Annotated in this window: 15 protein-coding genes; 7 read left to right on the top strand and 8 right to left on the bottom strand. The window is 63.5% G+C overall.

Features of this window, described 5'->3' with window-relative positions; genetic code table 11:
• Positions 1–68: 68 nt before the first annotated feature.
• Complete coding sequence (locus tag AC25Y4_RS11970; protein WP_488120642.1) at positions 69–296, top strand: hypothetical protein; 228 nt, start codon at positions 69–71, stop codon at positions 294–296.
• A gap of 56 nt (positions 297–352) precedes the next feature.
• On the opposite strand, the gene guaA is transcribed toward AC25Y4_RS11970, so the two are convergent.
• The 5 genes from guaA to AC25Y4_RS11945 are packed head-to-tail and all read right to left on the bottom strand — an operon-like array spanning position 353 to position 5,240.
• Positions 353–1,957 carry a glutamine-hydrolyzing GMP synthase gene (guaA, locus tag AC25Y4_RS11965; protein ID WP_488120641.1) on the bottom strand — a complete coding sequence of 535 codons (1,605 nt, stop codon included), beginning with the start codon at positions 1,955–1,957 and terminating at the stop codon, positions 353–355.
• A gap of 6 nt (positions 1,958–1,963) precedes the next feature.
• Positions 1,964–2,416, bottom strand: a complete 453-nt coding sequence (locus AC25Y4_RS11960; RefSeq protein ID WP_488120640.1) for a DUF3817 domain-containing protein — start codon at positions 2,414–2,416, stop codon at positions 1,964–1,966.
• Positions 2,417–2,425: 9 nt separating this feature from the next.
• Complete coding sequence (locus AC25Y4_RS11955; protein WP_488120899.1) at positions 2,426–3,217, bottom strand: SURF1 family protein; 792 nt, start codon at positions 3,215–3,217, stop codon at positions 2,426–2,428.
• 5 nt (positions 3,218–3,222) lie between these two features.
• Complete coding sequence (locus AC25Y4_RS11950; RefSeq protein WP_488120639.1) at positions 3,223–4,710, bottom strand: cation:proton antiporter; 1,488 nt, start codon at positions 4,708–4,710, stop codon at positions 3,223–3,225.
• A 2-nt stretch (positions 4,711–4,712) separates the two neighbouring features.
• Positions 4,713–5,240, bottom strand: a complete 528-nt coding sequence (locus AC25Y4_RS11945; protein WP_488120638.1) for a cation:proton antiporter regulatory subunit — start codon at positions 5,238–5,240, stop codon at positions 4,713–4,715.
• A 159-nt stretch (positions 5,241–5,399) separates the two neighbouring features.
• On the opposite strand from AC25Y4_RS11945, the gene AC25Y4_RS11940 reads away from it, so the two are divergent.
• Positions 5,400–5,975, top strand: a complete 576-nt coding sequence (locus AC25Y4_RS11940; protein WP_488120637.1) for an HhH-GPD-type base excision DNA repair protein — start codon at positions 5,400–5,402, stop codon at positions 5,973–5,975.
• 29 nt (positions 5,976–6,004) lie between these two features.
• Here the strand turns inward: AC25Y4_RS11940 and AC25Y4_RS11935 are convergent, their stop codons facing one another.
• Complete coding sequence (locus AC25Y4_RS11935) at positions 6,005–7,735, bottom strand: glycerol-3-phosphate dehydrogenase/oxidase (RefSeq protein WP_488120636.1); 1,731 nt, start codon at positions 7,733–7,735, stop codon at positions 6,005–6,007.
• A 41-nt stretch (positions 7,736–7,776) separates the two neighbouring features.
• The gene (locus AC25Y4_RS11930) at positions 7,777–8,895 is read right to left on the bottom strand and encodes a GuaB3 family IMP dehydrogenase-related protein (protein WP_488120898.1); all 1,119 of its coding nucleotides are present in this window, start codon (positions 8,893–8,895) and stop codon (positions 7,777–7,779) included.
• A gap of 80 nt (positions 8,896–8,975) precedes the next feature.
• Between AC25Y4_RS11930 and AC25Y4_RS11925 the strand changes: the two genes are divergently transcribed.
• Positions 8,976–10,118 (top strand): MalY/PatB family protein, encoded by a 1,143-nt coding sequence (locus AC25Y4_RS11925; protein WP_488120635.1) that lies wholly within the window; start codon positions 8,976–8,978, stop codon positions 10,116–10,118.
• Positions 10,119–10,184: 66 nt separating this feature from the next.
• Here AC25Y4_RS11925 and guaB read toward each other — a convergent pair whose 3' ends face one another.
• Complete coding sequence (gene guaB / locus AC25Y4_RS11920; protein WP_488120634.1) at positions 10,185–11,687, bottom strand: IMP dehydrogenase; 1,503 nt, start codon at positions 11,685–11,687, stop codon at positions 10,185–10,187.
• Between the two features lie 454 nt (positions 11,688–12,141).
• On the opposite strand from guaB, the gene AC25Y4_RS11915 reads away from it, so the two are divergent.
• Genes AC25Y4_RS11915 through AC25Y4_RS11900 form a run of 4 tightly spaced genes read left to right on the top strand, consistent with a single transcriptional unit; the run spans position 12,142 to position 16,012 of the window.
• Positions 12,142–13,362: a branched-chain amino acid ABC transporter permease gene (locus AC25Y4_RS11915; RefSeq protein WP_488120897.1), complete on the top strand. Its 1,221-nt coding sequence runs from the start codon at positions 12,142–12,144 to the stop codon at positions 13,360–13,362.
• Between the two features lie 11 nt (positions 13,363–13,373).
• On the top strand, positions 13,374–14,354 hold the full coding sequence (locus AC25Y4_RS11910) for a branched-chain amino acid ABC transporter permease (protein WP_488120633.1): 981 nt from the start codon (positions 13,374–13,376) through the stop codon (positions 14,352–14,354).
• 4 nt (positions 14,355–14,358) lie between these two features.
• Complete coding sequence (locus AC25Y4_RS11905; RefSeq protein WP_488120896.1) at positions 14,359–15,258, top strand: ABC transporter ATP-binding protein; 900 nt, start codon at positions 14,359–14,361, stop codon at positions 15,256–15,258.
• A complete protein-coding gene (locus AC25Y4_RS11900) occupies positions 15,245–16,012 on the top strand; it encodes an ABC transporter ATP-binding protein (RefSeq protein ID WP_488120632.1) in 768 nt (255 codons plus the stop codon). Before AC25Y4_RS11905 ends, AC25Y4_RS11900 begins: the two co-directional genes overlap by 14 nt.
• Positions 16,013–16,155: the final 143 nt, after the last annotated feature.

Genomic DNA, 16,155 nt, shown 5'->3' with positions numbered 1-16,155 from the left:
GCGGTGCCTTTCTATCCGGGATAGCCGCGAGGCCGCGGCCATTGCCCCGCATGGTATTCCTGCGACGCATGAAGGAACAGCCGCAGCCAACCGCGCTCAACGCACTCATTGCGCTCAACGTGACCCACGCACCCAACTCTCCGCGCGCCCAGCTCTCCGCGCAGAGCTCATCGCGAAGCGGTGGCGTCGCCATCCGCGGGGTGCCGAGTTATGACGAAGAAGGCCGGGCCACGTGCCTGCAGTTCGTAACCCGATCTGCAAACCGGTGTGGCCCGGCCTTCTTCGTCATTGTCTGAGCTGAGGAGCGGATGACGACGCCACCGCTCCCCCGCGGAGAGCTAAAAGCCCTCCACTACTCCCATTCGATAGTTCCCGGCGGCTTCGACGTGACGTCGAGCACGACGCGGTTGACCCCATCGACCTCATTGGTGATGCGGTTCGAGATCTTCGCCAGCACGTCGTACGGCAGGCGGGTCCAGTCGGCGGTCATCGCGTCTTCAGACGAGACAGGGCGCAGCACGATCGGGTGACCGTATGTACGGCCGTCGCCCTGAACGCCCACCGAGCGAACGTCGGCCAGCAGCACGACGGGGCACTGCCAGATCTCGCGGTCGAGGCCGGCGTTTGTCAGCTCTTCGCGAGCAATGGCATCCGCTTTACGCAGCAGGTCGAGACGTTCCTGGGTGACCTCGCCGACGATGCGGATTCCGAGGCCTGGGCCGGGGAACGGCTGGCGCTGCACGATGACGTCTGGCAGGCCGAGTTCAGAACCGATTGCGCGAACCTCGTCCTTGAACAAGGTGCGCAGCGGCTCGACGAGCTCGAACTGCAGGTCCTCTGGGAGGCCGCCAACGTTGTGGTGGCTCTTGATGTTCGCGGTGCCGCTTCCGCCGCCCGATTCGACGACATCCGGGTACAGGGTGCCCTGCACGAGGAAGCGGATCGGGTCGCCGTCTGCCGCTGATTCCGCGATGAGGTCGGCCTGGGCCTTCTCGAAGCTGCGAATGAACTCGCGGCCGATGATCTTGCGCTTCTGCTCCGGGTCGCTGACTCCGGCGAGGGCTGTGATGAACTGCTCACGGGCATCGACGGTGACGAGGCGCACACCGGTTGCCTTGACGTAGTCTTCCTCAACCTGGCGGCGCTCATCCTGGCGGAGCAGACCGTGGTCGACGAAGACGCAGACGAGCTGGTCGCCGACTGCCTTGTGCACGAGGGCTGCGGCCACGGCGGAGTCGACTCCACCGGACAGGCCACAGATGACCTTGCCGGTGCCGACCTGTGCCTGGATGCGAGCTACCTGCTCTGCGATGACGTTGCCGCTGTTCCAGTCTGCCGGGATGCCGGCGGCGCGGTGCAGGAAGTTCTCGAGAACGTGCTGGCCGTGCTCTGAGTGCTTCACCTCTGGGTGCCACTGCACGCCGTAGAGGCGACGCTCGTCGTTGGCGAACGCTGCGACGGGGGTCGATGCGGTCGAGGCCAGAACGGTGAAGCCTTCAGGAGCCTTCGACACAGAGTCGCCGTGGCTCATCCACACCGTCTGGTCGCTCGGCTGGTCGGCCAGGAGGGCGTTGCCACCATCCGTGACGGTGACCGGTGTCGAGCCGTACTCGCGAGCGCCGGTGTGCGCGACTTCGCCGCCGAGCGCCGTTGCCATCACCTGGAAGCCGTAGCAAATGCCAAGAATCGGCACGTCGAGGTCGAAGATCGCCGGGTCGAACGTTGGCGCACCTTCTGCGTACACGCTGGAGGGGCCGCCACTCAGCACGATGCCGATCGGATTCTTCGCGCGGACCTCCGCTGCGGTCACCGAATGCGGCACGATCTCTGAATAAACGGATGCCTCGCGCACGCGCCGTGCGATCAGCTGCGCGTACTGCGCGCCGAAGTCAACGACCAGCACGGGGCGCTGGGTTGTCGACGGCTCGCTCGGCTGCGGGCTTGTCTGCTCGCTCATTACTTGTTATGCCTCCACATTTGTTGCCGTGACTCCGGCATTGGTAGCGATGCTCTCTCGTGCGGCCAGGTAAGCAGTGACATCCTTGGCGACCTTCACTTCAACAAAGAACGACAGGGTGGGCACGATACCGCCGAGAGCGATCAGGATAAAACGAGAGAATGGCCAGCGCATCAAGCTCCACAGGTGGAAGTCACTGAAGAGGTAGAGCACGTAGAACCAACCGTGGGCCATCAGGATGCCGGTGCTGAGGTTGACCGCGGTGACGGTGTCGTTCGGGACCAGGGCCAGGAAGCCGTTCGGGCCGCCTAGTTCGAGTTCGTAGCCGAATGCGTACTTGGCAATCATTTCGGCGCAGAGCAGCAGCAACATGACACCGGTGATGATGGACGAAACTTTGTACAGCTTGAGCGCGCCAGGAATCCTCAGAAGGTCGGCGGGCTTTGGTTCGAGAGGCATTAGTCCAGTTTACGTGCCGGGTGGAGGAGGTGTGCCCTCGCCTGCTGCCAGGGCGGCGGCCTCGGCTTCCTCTTCTTCACGTTCCAGCGCGTCCTTCACGAGTCGATACCAGAGGAACACGGCAAAACCGGCAAAAACTGCCCATTCGACGGCGTAGAAAATATTCAGCCAGTTCACGGATAGTTCCTTCTCCGGAGCCGGAGAATGCACGGTTTCGAGCCCTGCTGGGGCCGTCGAGTCGAGCACGTAGCCGAAGTACACCGACTGGTCGGTGAAGTCGGTCCACAGGTTGATGAGCGCGGCCACAGACACGGTCGTCATGATGAACGGATCGCCACCCTTTTCGGGCAGCACTGGCGCGTTGCTCGACAGGAATCGGCCGGTGACCGTGACGGATGCCCCATCCTGGTCAGACTTGGCCAGTGCGTCCGCTGCCGCCAGGGCCTTCTCCTCCGTGGCGGCCCAGCCGCGCACGATCGGGATGTTCACGTCGTCGTCCGTTACGAAGCGGCTGACGACCCACCAGCCGAGTGCATCGTCCTGGTGCGCCTCTGCGACGAGCTGCTCGTCTCCGGCGATGTAGTGACCGGAGAGCGTCACGATCTGGGCTTCTGCCGCGATGGGCGTCGGACCGTCAGGTTGCACCAGGTCGGTCAGCGGCTGCACCTCTTCTGTCGCGCGCTCTTCCACCTGGATCGACGCCATCGCTCGCTCAAGTTGCCACTGACCGAGCAGCGCGAAAGCTGCGGCGATCGCGAGGGCAAGGAGAAGAGCGCCCACCCAGCGTGGGCGCAACATCATTTTGATCACGAGTAGTCCGTTGTCCGTTCGTCTCGCTTCGGCTTGTCGCCTGCGAGTTTGTCTGTGATGAACTCAGCCATCGGGTCTGTCTTGGGGGCTGATGCGCTTGGTGACGGCGCATCGCTTGGGGGTATACGAGCTGCTGGCGTACGAGCTGCTGGCGTGCGTGCTGCGGCAGAGCCGTAGCCGGTCTGGCTCTTGGCCTGTTCGACCACGCGCGCTACCGCCCGCTCTGTCGAATCCTTGCCGCGCGAGTTGCCCACGGCTTCGACGAGGGCGATTTCTTCCTCGCGCATGCGATCACGAGTCGGCGGCGTCGGCGGTCGACGCTTCCCGCCACGGAACAGGGCACCGATTTTTTCAGAGTTCGAGGCGAACAGCGGCCCGAGCACGGCCATCAGCAGCACGTAGAGGCCGGCGAACGGTTGCAGCAGATGGTTGAGTCCAGCTCCCACCGAGAGCGTGGCCAGAATCAGCGTGAACTCCCCACGATTCACCAGGATGGCTGCGGCGTTGATGGCTTCTGGCGGGCCCATCTTGTGCAGGCCGGCCAACAGCGCCCCCGACACCAGATTCAGCGCAAAGGTCATAACGACGGCGATCAGCACCACACCGATGACGGAACCGAATTCGTCGATGTGCAGGGCCAATCCGAAGTTCAGGAAGAAGAAGGCCGCGAAGACGTCGCGCAGTGGCACAGCGACGCGTTCGATCTTTGCCCGGTAGCTGCTCGCGCCGAGCACGACGCCGATGAGGAACGCGCCGATGGCATCCGTCACCCCGATGATCTCTCCGATGCCGGCGAAGAGCACCGCGAGGCCGAAGAAGAGGATGGTGAACAGCTCATCGTCCTTGGTGCGCACCAGTCGCGACACCACTTTCCCGCCCCACCTCGCCAGGGAGAACATGACGACGAGGAAGAGGAATGCGATGGTGAGTTGCAGCACGATCGGCCACACCTCGGTCTCTCCCCTCAGCACGACGGAGACGATGGAGAGGTAGATGGCGATGAAGATGTCGCCGACGACCGTGACCCCGAGGATCATCGGCGTCTCTTTGTTGGCCAGCCTGCGCAACTCAATGAGGAGTTTGGTGATGATGGCGCTCGACGATGTGCCGGTCATACCGGCAATGACCAGGGCTTCTCTTGTTCCCCAGCCGACCATCATGCCGAACGCGAAGCCAAGTCCCATGTTCAGCAGCACGTAGGTGCCGCCCGATATCAGGAGTTTTCCGGCGTTATTGAAGAACTCTTCCTGGTCGAACTCGAGGCCAAGGCTGAAGAGGAGCAGGATCAGGCCGAACACAGCAATGAGTTCGATGTCCGCCGCGTGGAAGTCGAGCGGGAACCAGCCGGTGTACGGGCTCGCGAGCAATCCAACGACCATGTAGATCGGGATCGACGGCAACCCGACGAGTTTGCCGAGGCGTCCTAGGACATAGGCGACAACCAGGAGGACGCCGAGGGTGATGAGGTCTTCGCCGAGGTGCATACTCAGCCCCCTGGCGGAGCGTCGACGGACTTCGCTTTGACTTCACCTTTACGGAAGAACGCGAAGGCCTTCGCAACTTTTTCGGGCGACCCTGCGACGACAAGGGTGTCACCAGGGAACACCTTGAAGTCGGCGGCGGGCGCGGGGCTTGCGGACTCGCCACGAACGACGGCCACCACGGTGAGACCGGCGATGCCGCGCTCTGCTGGGTTGCCGAGCGGCTGCCCGGCAATGTGGTCGTCGTAGTCGACGGTGAACCAGTCGATGGACAAGCCGGGGATCTGGTCGAGCGCGGTCAGCGACTCGGTGATCTGGGTTCCGCCGAGCAGCTCGGCGAGCGTGTGCGCCTCGTCCTCGCTGAGGCGCAATGACACCTTGCTGGCGTCAGGTCCGCCCTCGTCATCCGCGAATGTAATGAGATCGCTGTGACCGGAACGGTGGGCGATAACGCCGACCTTGCCCCCGTCATCCGTCACGAAGGTGTGCAGCACACCTACGCCGGGAAGTTTGACCCGCCGAACGTCAACCATGGTTTGGGCTCCTGGGGGCTAGAGGGTGGTTCACCCATTGTATCCGAGGGTTTTTGTGTCATCGCCCAGTGCCGGGCCGTGCTCCAGCGGCGTCGCTGGCGAGTGCTCCGGCAGGCGCGGCCCCTGTGCGTCGCTGCCGATCGCTGCGAAGATGAAGCCATGACTGGAAACCTGCATATCACCGGAGACGCCGCTGCTGACCAGCTGCTGTCGACCGATCCGCTTGCACTGCTGATCGGCATGCTCCTCGACCAGCAGATCGCAATGGAGACCGCGTTCTCCGGCCCGCTGAAGATCAAGGAGCGGCTGGGATCCCTTGACGCAGCCACCATCGCACACCAGGACGCCGATGCGTTCGCCGAGCTCTTCCGCCAGCCGCCTGCCGTGCACCGCTACCCCGCCAGCATGGCCGGACGCGTGCAGGCCCTGTGCCAGGCGATCGTCGATGACTGGGACGGCGACGCATCCGCTCTCTGGACCCGCGACGAGCCGAACGGCGCAGAGGTGTTCAAGCGCCTGAAAGCGTTGCCGGGGTTCGGCGACCAGAAGGCCAAAATCTTCGTGGCCCTGCTCGGCAAACAGTATGGCTTCACGGGCAGCGGATGGCAGGACGCCGCAGGGGCATACGGGGAGACCGGCAGCCACCGGTCAGTAGCCGACATCGTCGACCCTGAATCGCTGGCCACTGTGCGCGAAACGAAGAAGGCAATGAAGGCCGCAGCCAAGGCCAAGTGAGCCCTGGATAGCGACTGCAGGTACCGGTCCTAAGACTGCGTGACGATGTCCGGGGCCTCCAGGCGAACCCGATCAGCGGATGCGTCATCAGGCTGCTCCTGCGATCCACGCTCCGCCGCAACCCGTTTCAGGTAGACCGCCACTTCGCGTTCTTCCCGCTCCTTGTCCCAGCCGAGTGCTTCAGCCATGAGCCTGGCAGCAACGGGGGCAGCCGACACACCGCGGTCCCACGCCTCGATGGAGATGCGCGTGCGCCTGGCCAGCGCATCCTCCAGGTGCAGGGCGCCCTCGTGCGTGGCCGCGTACACAATTTCCGCGCCCACGTAGTCGTCGGCGCCCGGCAGCGGATCCGCCAGGGACGGGTCGTCCCGAATCAGATCGAGGATCTCATCCGTCAGCGTGCCGTAGCGGTTGAGCAGGTGTTCGACGCGGGCAGGGTGCAGTCCGAACGCGCGAGCAATCTTGCCGCGCTTGTTCCACGCCGCCTGGTAACCCTCTGCGCCAAGCAACGGAATCGTCTCCGTCGTCGACTCCGGGATCTTCCCGTCGAGCGCGTCGACAGCAGCGTCGATCGCGTCCTTCGCCATCACCCGGTATGTGGTCCACTTGCCGCCGGCGATGACGACGAGCCCAGGCACAGAATGCCCGACCAGGTGCTCTCGCGACAGCTTCGACGTCTGGTCTGACTCGCCGGCCAGCAGCGGTCGAAGCCCGGCGTACACGCCTTCAACGTCTTCGCGGGTCAGCGGCACCGTGAGCACAGAGTTCACGTGTTCGAGCAGGTAGTCGATATCGGCAGCCGTGGCCGCCGGATGCGCCTTGTCGAGGTGCCAGTCAGTGTCTGTGGTGCCGATCAGCCAGTGCCGACCCCACGGAATCACGAACAGCACGCTCTTCTCGGTGCGAAGCAGCAACCCCATGGCCGACTGGAACCTGTCACGCGGCACCACGAGGTGGATGCCCTTCGACGCACGCACCTTGAACGTGCCGCGTTCGCCGACCATCCGCTGGGTGTCGTCCGTCCAGACGCCGGTGGCGTTGACGACCTGCTTGGCGCGAACCTCGAACCGTTCGCCGGTCTGCAGGTCATGCGCCTGCACGCCGACCACCCGCTCGCCGACCTTGATAAAGCCCTCGACGCGCACCCGGCTCATGGCGTGGGCGCCATAGAACGAAGCGGTTCGCACCAGCGACGCCACAAAGCGCGCATCGTCGACCTGGGCGTCGTAGTAGGTGATGCCGCCGACCAGCGCATCGTTGGACAGGCTCGGCATGAGCCGCTGCACCTGTCGCTTCGACAGGTGGCGGTGGTGCGGCACCCCTGGGGAGCGCCCGCCCGTGTAGCTGAAGATGTCGTAGAGCAGCATGCCAGCGCCCACGTAGACCCGTTCCGTAACCCGCTTCTTCAGCGGGTACAGGAAGCGCACGGGCTTCACGAGGTGCGGCGCGAGCACCTGCAACAGCAGTCCGCGTTCAATCAGCGCTTCACGCACCAGCCGAAAGTCGAGCTGTTCCAGGTAGCGGATGCCGCCATGCACCAATTTGGATGACCGGCTCGACGTGCCGGATGCCCAGTCCCGCGCTTCCAGGATTCCGACGCTCAATCCGCGCGTGACAGCATCCATGGCTGCGCCGGCACCGACGATGCCACCACCAACCACCAGGATGTCCAGCTCTTTTTCCTTGAGCCTGGCCAGCGCGGCCTCGCGCTCTTCAGGCCCCAGTTTTGCCGACCGTGTCACCGAATTAAGCGTGCCCATGCTGACTCCCATCCTGAAAGGTGGTGGTACTTACATCGACGCTAGTTCACTTGGTACGGCGCTACAACTACTTCGACGCGCTGGAATTCCTTCAGGTCTGAGTAACCGGTCGTCGCCATCGACCGACGGAGTGCGCCGACCAGGTTGGCGGTGCCGTCTGCGACGGGGGCGGGGCCGTACAGGATCTCTTCAAGCGGGGCAACGCTGCCGACCTCGACGCGCTTGCCACGGGGCAGCTGCGAGTGGTGCGCCTCAGCACCCCAGTGGTATCCGCCGCCTGGAGCATCCGTTGCGCGCGCCAGCGTCGATCCGAGCATCACGGCGTCTGCACCGCAGGCGATGGCCTTGACGATGTCGCCCGACGTTCCGAGGCCGCCGTCGGCGATGACGTGTACGTAACGTCCGCCCGACTCGTCCATGTAGTCGCGACGAGCGCCGGCGACATCCGCTACGGCCGTGGCCATGGGAGCGTGGATACCGAGGGTGGCGCGTGTGGTGGATGCGGCTCCCCCGCCGAAACCGACGAGAACGCCGGCGGCACCGGTGCGCATCAGGTGCAGGGCAGCGGTGTATGTGGATGCGCCGCCGACGATGACGGGAACGTCGAGTTCGTAGATGAACTTCTTGAGGTTCAGCGGTTCCTGGGTCTTCGAGACGTGCTCGGCAGAAACGGTGGTGCCACGGATGACGAAGAGGTCGACACCGGCGGCGACGACGGTCTCGTACAGTTCCTGGGTGCGCTGCGGGGAGAGTGCTCCGGCAACGGTGACGCCTGCGGCACGAATCTCGGCCAGGCGCTGGGTGACGAGTTCAGGCTTGATCGGCTCTGAGTAGATCTCCTGCATGCGCGCTGTCGCCTTGTTGGCTGGCAGCGTACGAATCTCCGCGAGGAGGCTTTCGGGGTTCTCGTACCGGGTCCAGAGGCCCTCGAGGTCGAGAACGCCAAGTCCGCCGAGCTGGCCCATCATGATCGCCGTCTGCGGGGACACCACGGAATCCATGGGAGCCGCAATGAAGGGGATATCGAACTGGTAGGCGTCAATCCCCCAGCTGACCGATACATCTTCTGGGTCTCTGGTTCGACGACTGGGAACAATCGCAATGTCATCGAAGGCGTACACACGACGAGCGCGCTTGGAGCGGCCGATTTCAATCTCCATACTCACCCGTCCATTCTAGGTGCCACAGCCAGCCCATTCCGCCCCTCGACCGCGCCGGGCGATTGCGGCATCCTGATGCTATGGATGTCACCGCCGATCCCCTCCTGTTGCTCCGCGAACGCACCAGCCTGAAATGGCGGAACTACGACACTGACGTCCTTCCACTGTTCGTCGCCGAAATGGACTATCCGCTCGCCCCGGTGATCGGCGACGCGCTCATTGCCGCGGTGCGCCGGAGTGATACCGGATACGTGGCGCCAGACAATCCGCTCGCCGAGGCGTTCGCGGGCTTTGCGCTCCGGCGCTGGGGATGGTCCGTCGATCCCGGCCACGTGACCAGTACAACGGATGTCAGTGTGGCGATCGTCGAGACAATCCGCCGGGTGATCTCCCCCGGCGACGGCGTCGTCATCAACCCTCCGGTCTACCCGCCGTTCTTTGACCTGATTCCAGAGGCGGGCGGGACCATTGTCGAGGTACCGCTGTTGGACGGCCTCGGCGGCTGGGCACTCGACCTCGGAGGACTTGAGCGCGCGTTCGCCGCTGGCGCCCGCACCTATCTGTTGTGCAATCCGCACAACCCCATCGGGCATCCGCACACCGTCGAAGACCTGGTTGCGGTTGCCGACCTGGCCGCACGGTACGGCGTCACCGTTATCAGCGATGAGGTGCACGGGCCACTCACGCACTCCGATGGCATATTCACGCCCTTCCTCACGGTGTCGCCTGAGGCCACTGAACACGGCATCTGCCTGACGTCGGCGAGCAAGGCCTGGAACCTGGCGGGGTTGAAGTGCGCGCTCATGGTCACCGCTTCCTCACAGATGCGCGCCGTGGTGGCCGGGATGCCGGACGAGGTGGAGTGGCGAACGAGCCAGTTCGGTCTTATCGCCAGCGTTGCCGCGTACACAGAGGGCGAACCGTGGCTGGATGGGGTGATCGCGGCCATCGAGACCAACAGAAATCTGCTGTCACAGCTTCTCGCCCTGCAGCTGCCGGGCGTCGAGCACACGCCGCCGCGCGCCAGCTATCTGGCTTGGCTCGACTTCCGCGTGCTCGGCTGGGGCGACGACCCTGCAGCCGTCGCCCTGGAGCGGGCGAAGGTCGCACTGCACTCAGGGCCCATGTTCGGCAGGCAGGGAGCAGGCTTCGCGCGCTTGAACTTCGCCTGTTCGACGGACGTTCTCACCGAGGCTGTGTCACGGCTGGCCGCAGTGGTTTAGCGGTGGCTTAAACGAAACGGGGTGGAATCGCCCAGCGATTCCACCCCGTCAGTATCGGCGTATTGACTACCTGCGGTAGTTGGGCGCCTCAACTACGATCTGCACGTCGTGCGGGTGCGATTCCTTCAGCCCAGCCGGTGTGATCCGAACGAACTTACCCTTGTTCTTCAGTTCTTCGATGGTGCGAGCGCCCACGTAGAACATCGACTGGCGGAGTCCGCCGATCAGCTGGTACGCGACAGCGGAGACCGGTCCGCGGTACGGAACCTGGCCTTCGATGCCCTCTGGAATCAGCTTGTCGTCGGTGGGAACGTCCGACTGGAAGTAGCGGTCCTTCGAGTACGAGGTCTTGTTGCCGCGGGTCTGCAGCGCGCCAAGCGAGCCCATGCCGCGGTACGCCTTGAACTGCTTGCCGTTCACGAAGACGAGTTCGCCGGGGCTTTCGTCTGTTCCTGCCAGCAGCGAACCGAGCATGACGGTGTCTGCACCGGCGACGAGCGCCTTGGCGATGTCACCGGAGTACTGCAGTCCGCCATCGGCGATGACCGGGATGCCGGCCTCGCGTGCCGCAAGCGACGCCTGGTAGACGGCGGTGATCTGCGGAACGCCCACACCGGCGACGATGCGCGTGGTGCAGATGGAACCGGGTCCGACGCCGACCTTGATTGCGTCTGCGCCGGCCTCAATGAGGGCCTGGGCGCCCGAACGGGTCGCAACGTTTCCACCGATCACGTCAACACCGGCGAATGCAGGGTCTGACTTGAGCTTGCGGATGATGTCGAGCACACCGGCACTGTCGCCGTTGGCGGTGTCGACGACGAGCACGTCGACTCCGGCGTCGAGCAATGAGGAGGCGCGCTGCCACGCGTCGCCGAAGAAACCGATGGCTGCTCCGACGCGCAGGCGTCCGCCGTCATCCTTCGTGGCGTTCGGGAACTCCTCTGACTTGTCGAAGTCCTTCACCGTGATGAGGCCGGTCAGCTTGCCCGACTCGTCGATCAGCGGCAGCTTCTCGATCTTGTGCTTGGCGAAAATCGCCACAGCATCGAGCGGCGCCATGCCGACCTTGCCGGTGATCAGCGGTGAGGTGGTCATAACCTCGCGCACCAGGGTGGTGTGCTTTTTCGTGTCAGAGACGAAGCGCATGTCACGGTTGGTGATGATGCCGACCAGGATTCCCTTGGAATCAACGACCGGAAGCCCGCTGATGCGGAACTGGCCGCACAGGGCGTCCACTTCGGCGACAGTGGCGTCGGGAGTCGTCGTGACCGGGTTGGTGATCATGCCCGACTCATTGCGCTTGACGAGGTCGACCTGCTCGGCCTGGTCATCAATCGACAGGTTGCGGTGCAGGATGCCGAGGCCGCCTTCACGCGCCATGGCGATCGCCATGCGCGTTTCGGTCACGGTATCCATGGCACTGGAGAGCAGGGGCGTAGCCACATTGATCCGTCGCGTAAGTCGCGACGTGGTCTCCGCCTCGCTCGGGATGACGTCCGTGTGTCCTGGAAGGAGCAAGACGTCGTCGTAGGTGAGCCCGGTGAAACCGAACGGATCTGGCTGATCCATGTGTCCCCTTTGCATATGCGCATTAAGTGTGGTGTGTGCCGGCCCATGGAGCAGAGCCGGTCCTTCAATGTTAAGCGAAATAACGGGCAGAACATTCCGCCTCAGACCAATCGATACATCCCATCGAAACGTCGGCGGCGTGCAGCGTAAATCGCCGTGAAACCGCTCTCTGGCGCAACTGATTTGACAGTTCACGGCCCGCGCCACATATTCCGCTTATGTCACGATGTGGGCAGGCCGGTATCTTCCTGTACTCACCGCCGAAACATTTGCGACATAATCGGCACGTACTGTCAACATCGATGTCGGCAGGTGATACCCGGGGCCCGCTCGGAAGTGTTCATGCGGGCGCCCCCATGGAGGTGCGGTGAAGTTCATTCATACGGCTCGCAGATTCTCGCCCAGAGCAGTTGTGCTGCTTCTGGGTGTTCTGTTCGCAGCCCTGACCCTGTCCATGCTCTCCGTCGCTCCGGCACACGCCGATTCGATCGGTACAGACGAATACGACTATCTCATCGCGGGAAACGTCCAGTTCGACGGCGACCCCATCGATGGCGTGCTCATCACCGTGACCGACGGCGACTTCAAGTCTGAGGTGAAAACCGGCGACGATGGCAAGTGGGCGGTTGGCGTCCCTGAGAAGGCCACATACACGGTGACCCTCGACGAGGACACCCTGCCGGACGGTGTTGTTGTGGCCAAGGGCGGCAGCAGCATCGAAGCTGAGTTCGGCCTCACCAAGACGAAGTCGGTGAACTTCTTTCTCGGAGAAGGCGTCAGAACTACTGTCAGCTTCTTCGACCAGTTCCTCAACCGCCTGGTCAACGGCCTGAACTTCGGCCTCCTGCTCGCGCTGGCTGCCATCGGCCTGTCGCTGATCTTCGGCACCACAGGACTCAGCAACTTCGCGCACGCCGAGATGATCACCTTCGGCGCACTGATGGCGTTGACGTTCAGCGTCAACATCGGTTGGCCGATCTGGCTGGCGATCATCATGGCCATCATCCTGAGCGGCGTGCTGGGCTGGGGCATGGATGCCGCATTGTGGCGGCCCCTTCGGAAGAGGGGCGTGGGTTTGATCCCGCTGATGATCGTGAGCATCGGCCTCTCGCTGGCGCTGCGCTATCTGTTCCAGTTCTACTACGGTGGCGCAACGCAGCAGCTGCCAGGGTCGGGACTCGCCGACCTGCAGCTAGGCCCTGTCAGGCTCTCGCCGATCGACATCGCGAGCATGGCCATCAGCATCGTCGTTCTGCTCGCCGTCTCCTACTTCCTGTTGCGCACCCGCATCGGCAAGGCGACTCGTGCGGTGTCCGACAACCCGAGTCTGGCCTCAGCCAGTGGAATCGACGTAGACCGTGTCATCCGCATCGTCTGGATTCTCGGCGGTTCGCTTGCCGGCCTGAGCGGCGTGCTCTGGGCGTACTTCCGCCCAGGCGTCAGCTGGGACATGGGCTTCCAGATCCTGCTGCTGGTGTTCGCCGCGACAACACTTGGCGGGCTCGGCACGGCATTCGGCGCCCTGATCGGATCGATCATCGTTGGCCTCTTCGTTGAGCTGTCGACGCTGTGGCTTCCCTCCGACCTGAAGTACGTCGGCGCACTTGTCGTCTTGATCCTGGTCCTGCTGCTTCGGCCGCAGGGAATCCTGGGTCGCAAAGAGAGAATTGGCTAGAGGGGCATCCGATGGACTGGGGAGCAATTTTCAACAACGCGGCCGTCGAGCTGATCAGCCCGACCACCGCGGCTTACGCCCTTGCCGCACTGGGGCTCGCCGTGCACTTCGGGTACACCGGACTGCTGAACTTCGGCCAGGCCGGGTTCATGGCACTCGGTGCATATGGCTACGCCATCTCGATTCTCACGTTTGGTTTCCCCGTGTGGGGAGCCGTGCTTGTGGGCATCGGGGCATCCGTCATCTTTGCCTTGATTCTCGGCATTCCGACGCTTCGGTTGCGGGCTGACTATCTCGCGATCGTCACGATTGCCGCCGCAGAGATCGTGCGGTTGCTGTTCACGACGAACACCTTCATTGCGGTCACTGGTTCGGCCAACGGCCTGAGCGGCTACAAGGGCGGGTTCGCGGCGCTGAACCCGATTCCGGAAGGCACGTACGGATTCGGACCGTTCACGTTCAATGCCTACGACCTGTGGCTGCGGATTGTGGCCTGGACCATCGTCGTCCTGGCCTGCCTGTTCACCTGGCAGCTGATGCGCAGCCCGTGGGGCCGCGTGATCAAGGGAATTCGTGAAGACGAGGACGCTGTCAGGGCCCTCGGCAAGAACGTCTACTCGTACAAGATGCAGTCGCTCATTCTCGGTGGCGTCTTCGGCACCATCGCGGGAATGATCTTCATCCTGCCGCGCGCCGTTGTGCCGTCGAACTACCAGACGTCGCTGACCTTCTTCGTCTACGCGATCCTGCTCCTCGGTGGGGCTGCAACGATCCTGGGGCCCGTCATCGGGTCGATGATCTTCTGGGTGTTGCTGTCATTCTTCTCCGGCTTCATCGCCAGGGCCGTCGAGGCCGGCTGGCTGCCGTTCATGTCGAGCATCCAGGCTGGCCAGTTGCGCTTCATCCTGGTTGGAGTCGCGATCATGTTGATCGTGGTGTTCAGGCCGCAAGGCATCTTCGGAAACAAGAAGGAGTTGGCCTTTGTCAAGTGACACGATTCCCACGCAAAAGCCGGTCAAGTCTGTCGACCTGCACATCGGCGAGGCCGTCCCCGGCTGCAAGAAGCGCGACCCCATCGTCGTAGCCGACAACGTGAGTCGCACCTTCGGCGGATTGAAGGCAGTGGATGTCGCCCACCTCGAAATCCCGCGCGGCGCGATCACCGCGTTGATCGGTCCGAACGGTGCCGGCAAGACCACGCTGTTCAACCTGCTCACCGGCTTCGACAAGCCCGATACCGGCACCTGGGACTTCGAAGGGCGTCCGCTACACGGCGTCCCAGCCTACAAGGTGGCCCGCATGGGTCAGATCCGTACCTTCCAGCTGACCAAGGCACTCGGCCTGCTCACTGTCATGGACAACATGCTACTTGGGGCGAAGGCGCAGATCGGCGAGAACTTCTTCCGAGCAATACTTCCGTTCCTATGGCGTCAGCAGGAGGCCGCAAACAGGGAGAAGGCCATAGAGCTCCTCGCCCGGTTCAAGCTCGACACCAAGAAGGACGACTACGCCGCCAGCCTCTCCGGCGGCCAGCGCAAGCTCCTCGAAATGGCCAGGGCGCTCATGAGCGACCCGACGCTCGTAATGCTCGATGAGCCGATGGCCGGCGTGAACCCGGCGCTCACGCAGTCGCTGCTCGATCACATCCTGAATTTGAAGGCCCAGGGAATGAGCGTGCTGTTCGTTGAGCACGACATGCACATGGTCCGTCACATCGCTGACTGGGTCGTCGTCATGGCTGAGGGACGTGTCGTCGCAGAGGGCGACCCGCACACGGTCATGCAGAACCCGGCCGTGATCGATGCCTACCTCGGGCAGCACCACGATGAAGACCTCGGCACAGACGAGCCAGAGCACGTTGAAGCAATTAAGGAGCTGCTCGATGACACTCTCTAACCCGGTGATCGCCGACGCCCCTATTGAGACACGCGTGCCCGTCGTCGACGTGCAGGCCATCACCGCCGGGTACCTGCCCGGCGTGAACATCCTGAATGACTGTTCCCTCACGGCATACGACGGTGAACTGATCGGCATCATCGGCCCGAACGGCGCCGGCAAGTCGACGCTGCTGAAGTCGATCTTCGGCCAGGTCAAGGTGCGCGAAGGCGACATCATGCTCCGCGGCGAGAAGATCACGAACCTGAAGGCCAACAAGCTCGTGGCCAAGGGTGTCGGCTTCGTGCCGCAGACGAACAACGTGTTCCCCACCCTGACCATCCAGGAGAACCTGGAAATGGGAATGTTCCAGAAGCCGAAGGGCCTGGCGGAACGACTGGAGTTCGTGACCGAGATCTTCCCAGAGCTCAGCAAGCGCCTCGGCCAGCGGGCAGGGTCACTCTCTGGCGGTGAACGCCAGATGGTCGCGATGTCCCGTGCACTGATGATGGGTCCGCACGTGCTGCTGCTTGATGAGCCGTCTGCCGGACTCTCCCCCGTGCGCCAGGACGAGGCTTTCCTGCGCGTCAAGGAGATCAACAAGGCCGGTGTCACCACGATCATGGTCGAGCAGAACGCCAGGCGCTGCCTGCAGATCTGTGACCGTGGCTACGTACTCGACCAGGGTACGGACGCCTACACGGGTACCGGCCGCGAACTGTTGCGGGACCCGAAGGTCATCGGCCTCTACCTCGGTACCCTCGGCCAGGACTAACCACCGCCACCATCGTCATCCGTTGCCCCGCGCTCGCCCAGAGCGCGGGGCAACGTTTGCATGTGCCCGCTGCGCTCCCCCACGTCGAACGAGCGACGTCCTCCGGCGTCCACAGCCGTCCATCGCTCCCCCACGTGGAACGG

The organism is Leifsonia sp. Y878, from assembly GCF_057669685.1.
The sequence above is the reverse complement of the archived record's forward strand: the minus strand, read 5'-3'. Positions and strand labels throughout refer to the sequence as shown.

What these genes read in the sequence shown, in the direction of transcription:
- AC25Y4_RS11970 (WP_488120642.1), top strand. Translation starts at nt 69, where the DNA reads ATGAAGGAACAGCCGCAGCCAACCGCGCTCAACGCACTCATTGCGCTC.
- guaA (WP_488120641.1), bottom strand. Translation starts at nt 1,957, where the DNA reads ATGAGCGAGCAGACAAGCCCGCAGCCGAGCGAGCCGTCGACAACCCAG.
- AC25Y4_RS11960 (WP_488120640.1), bottom strand. Translation starts at nt 2,416, where the DNA reads ATGCCTCTCGAACCAAAGCCCGCCGACCTTCTGAGGATTCCTGGCGCG.
- AC25Y4_RS11955 (WP_488120899.1), bottom strand. Translation starts at nt 3,217, where the DNA reads ATGATGTTGCGCCCACGCTGGGTGGGCGCTCTTCTCCTTGCCCTCGCG.
- AC25Y4_RS11950 (WP_488120639.1), bottom strand. Translation starts at nt 4,710, where the DNA reads ATGCACCTCGGCGAAGACCTCATCACCCTCGGCGTCCTCCTGGTTGTC.
- AC25Y4_RS11945 (WP_488120638.1), bottom strand. Translation starts at nt 5,240, where the DNA reads ATGGTTGACGTTCGGCGGGTCAAACTTCCCGGCGTAGGTGTGCTGCAC.
- AC25Y4_RS11940 (WP_488120637.1), top strand. Translation starts at nt 5,400, where the DNA reads ATGACTGGAAACCTGCATATCACCGGAGACGCCGCTGCTGACCAGCTG.
- AC25Y4_RS11935 (WP_488120636.1), bottom strand. Translation starts at nt 7,735, where the DNA reads ATGGGCACGCTTAATTCGGTGACACGGTCGGCAAAACTGGGGCCTGAA.
- AC25Y4_RS11930 (WP_488120898.1), bottom strand. Translation starts at nt 8,895, where the DNA reads ATGGAGATTGAAATCGGCCGCTCCAAGCGCGCTCGTCGTGTGTACGCC.
- AC25Y4_RS11925 (WP_488120635.1), top strand. Translation starts at nt 8,976, where the DNA reads ATGGATGTCACCGCCGATCCCCTCCTGTTGCTCCGCGAACGCACCAGC.
- guaB (WP_488120634.1), bottom strand. Translation starts at nt 11,687, where the DNA reads ATGGATCAGCCAGATCCGTTCGGTTTCACCGGGCTCACCTACGACGAC.
- AC25Y4_RS11915 (WP_488120897.1), top strand. Translation starts at nt 12,142, where the DNA reads ATGCTCTCCGTCGCTCCGGCACACGCCGATTCGATCGGTACAGACGAA.
- AC25Y4_RS11910 (WP_488120633.1), top strand. Translation starts at nt 13,374, where the DNA reads ATGGACTGGGGAGCAATTTTCAACAACGCGGCCGTCGAGCTGATCAGC.
- AC25Y4_RS11900 (WP_488120632.1), top strand. Translation starts at nt 15,245, where the DNA reads ATGACACTCTCTAACCCGGTGATCGCCGACGCCCCTATTGAGACACGC.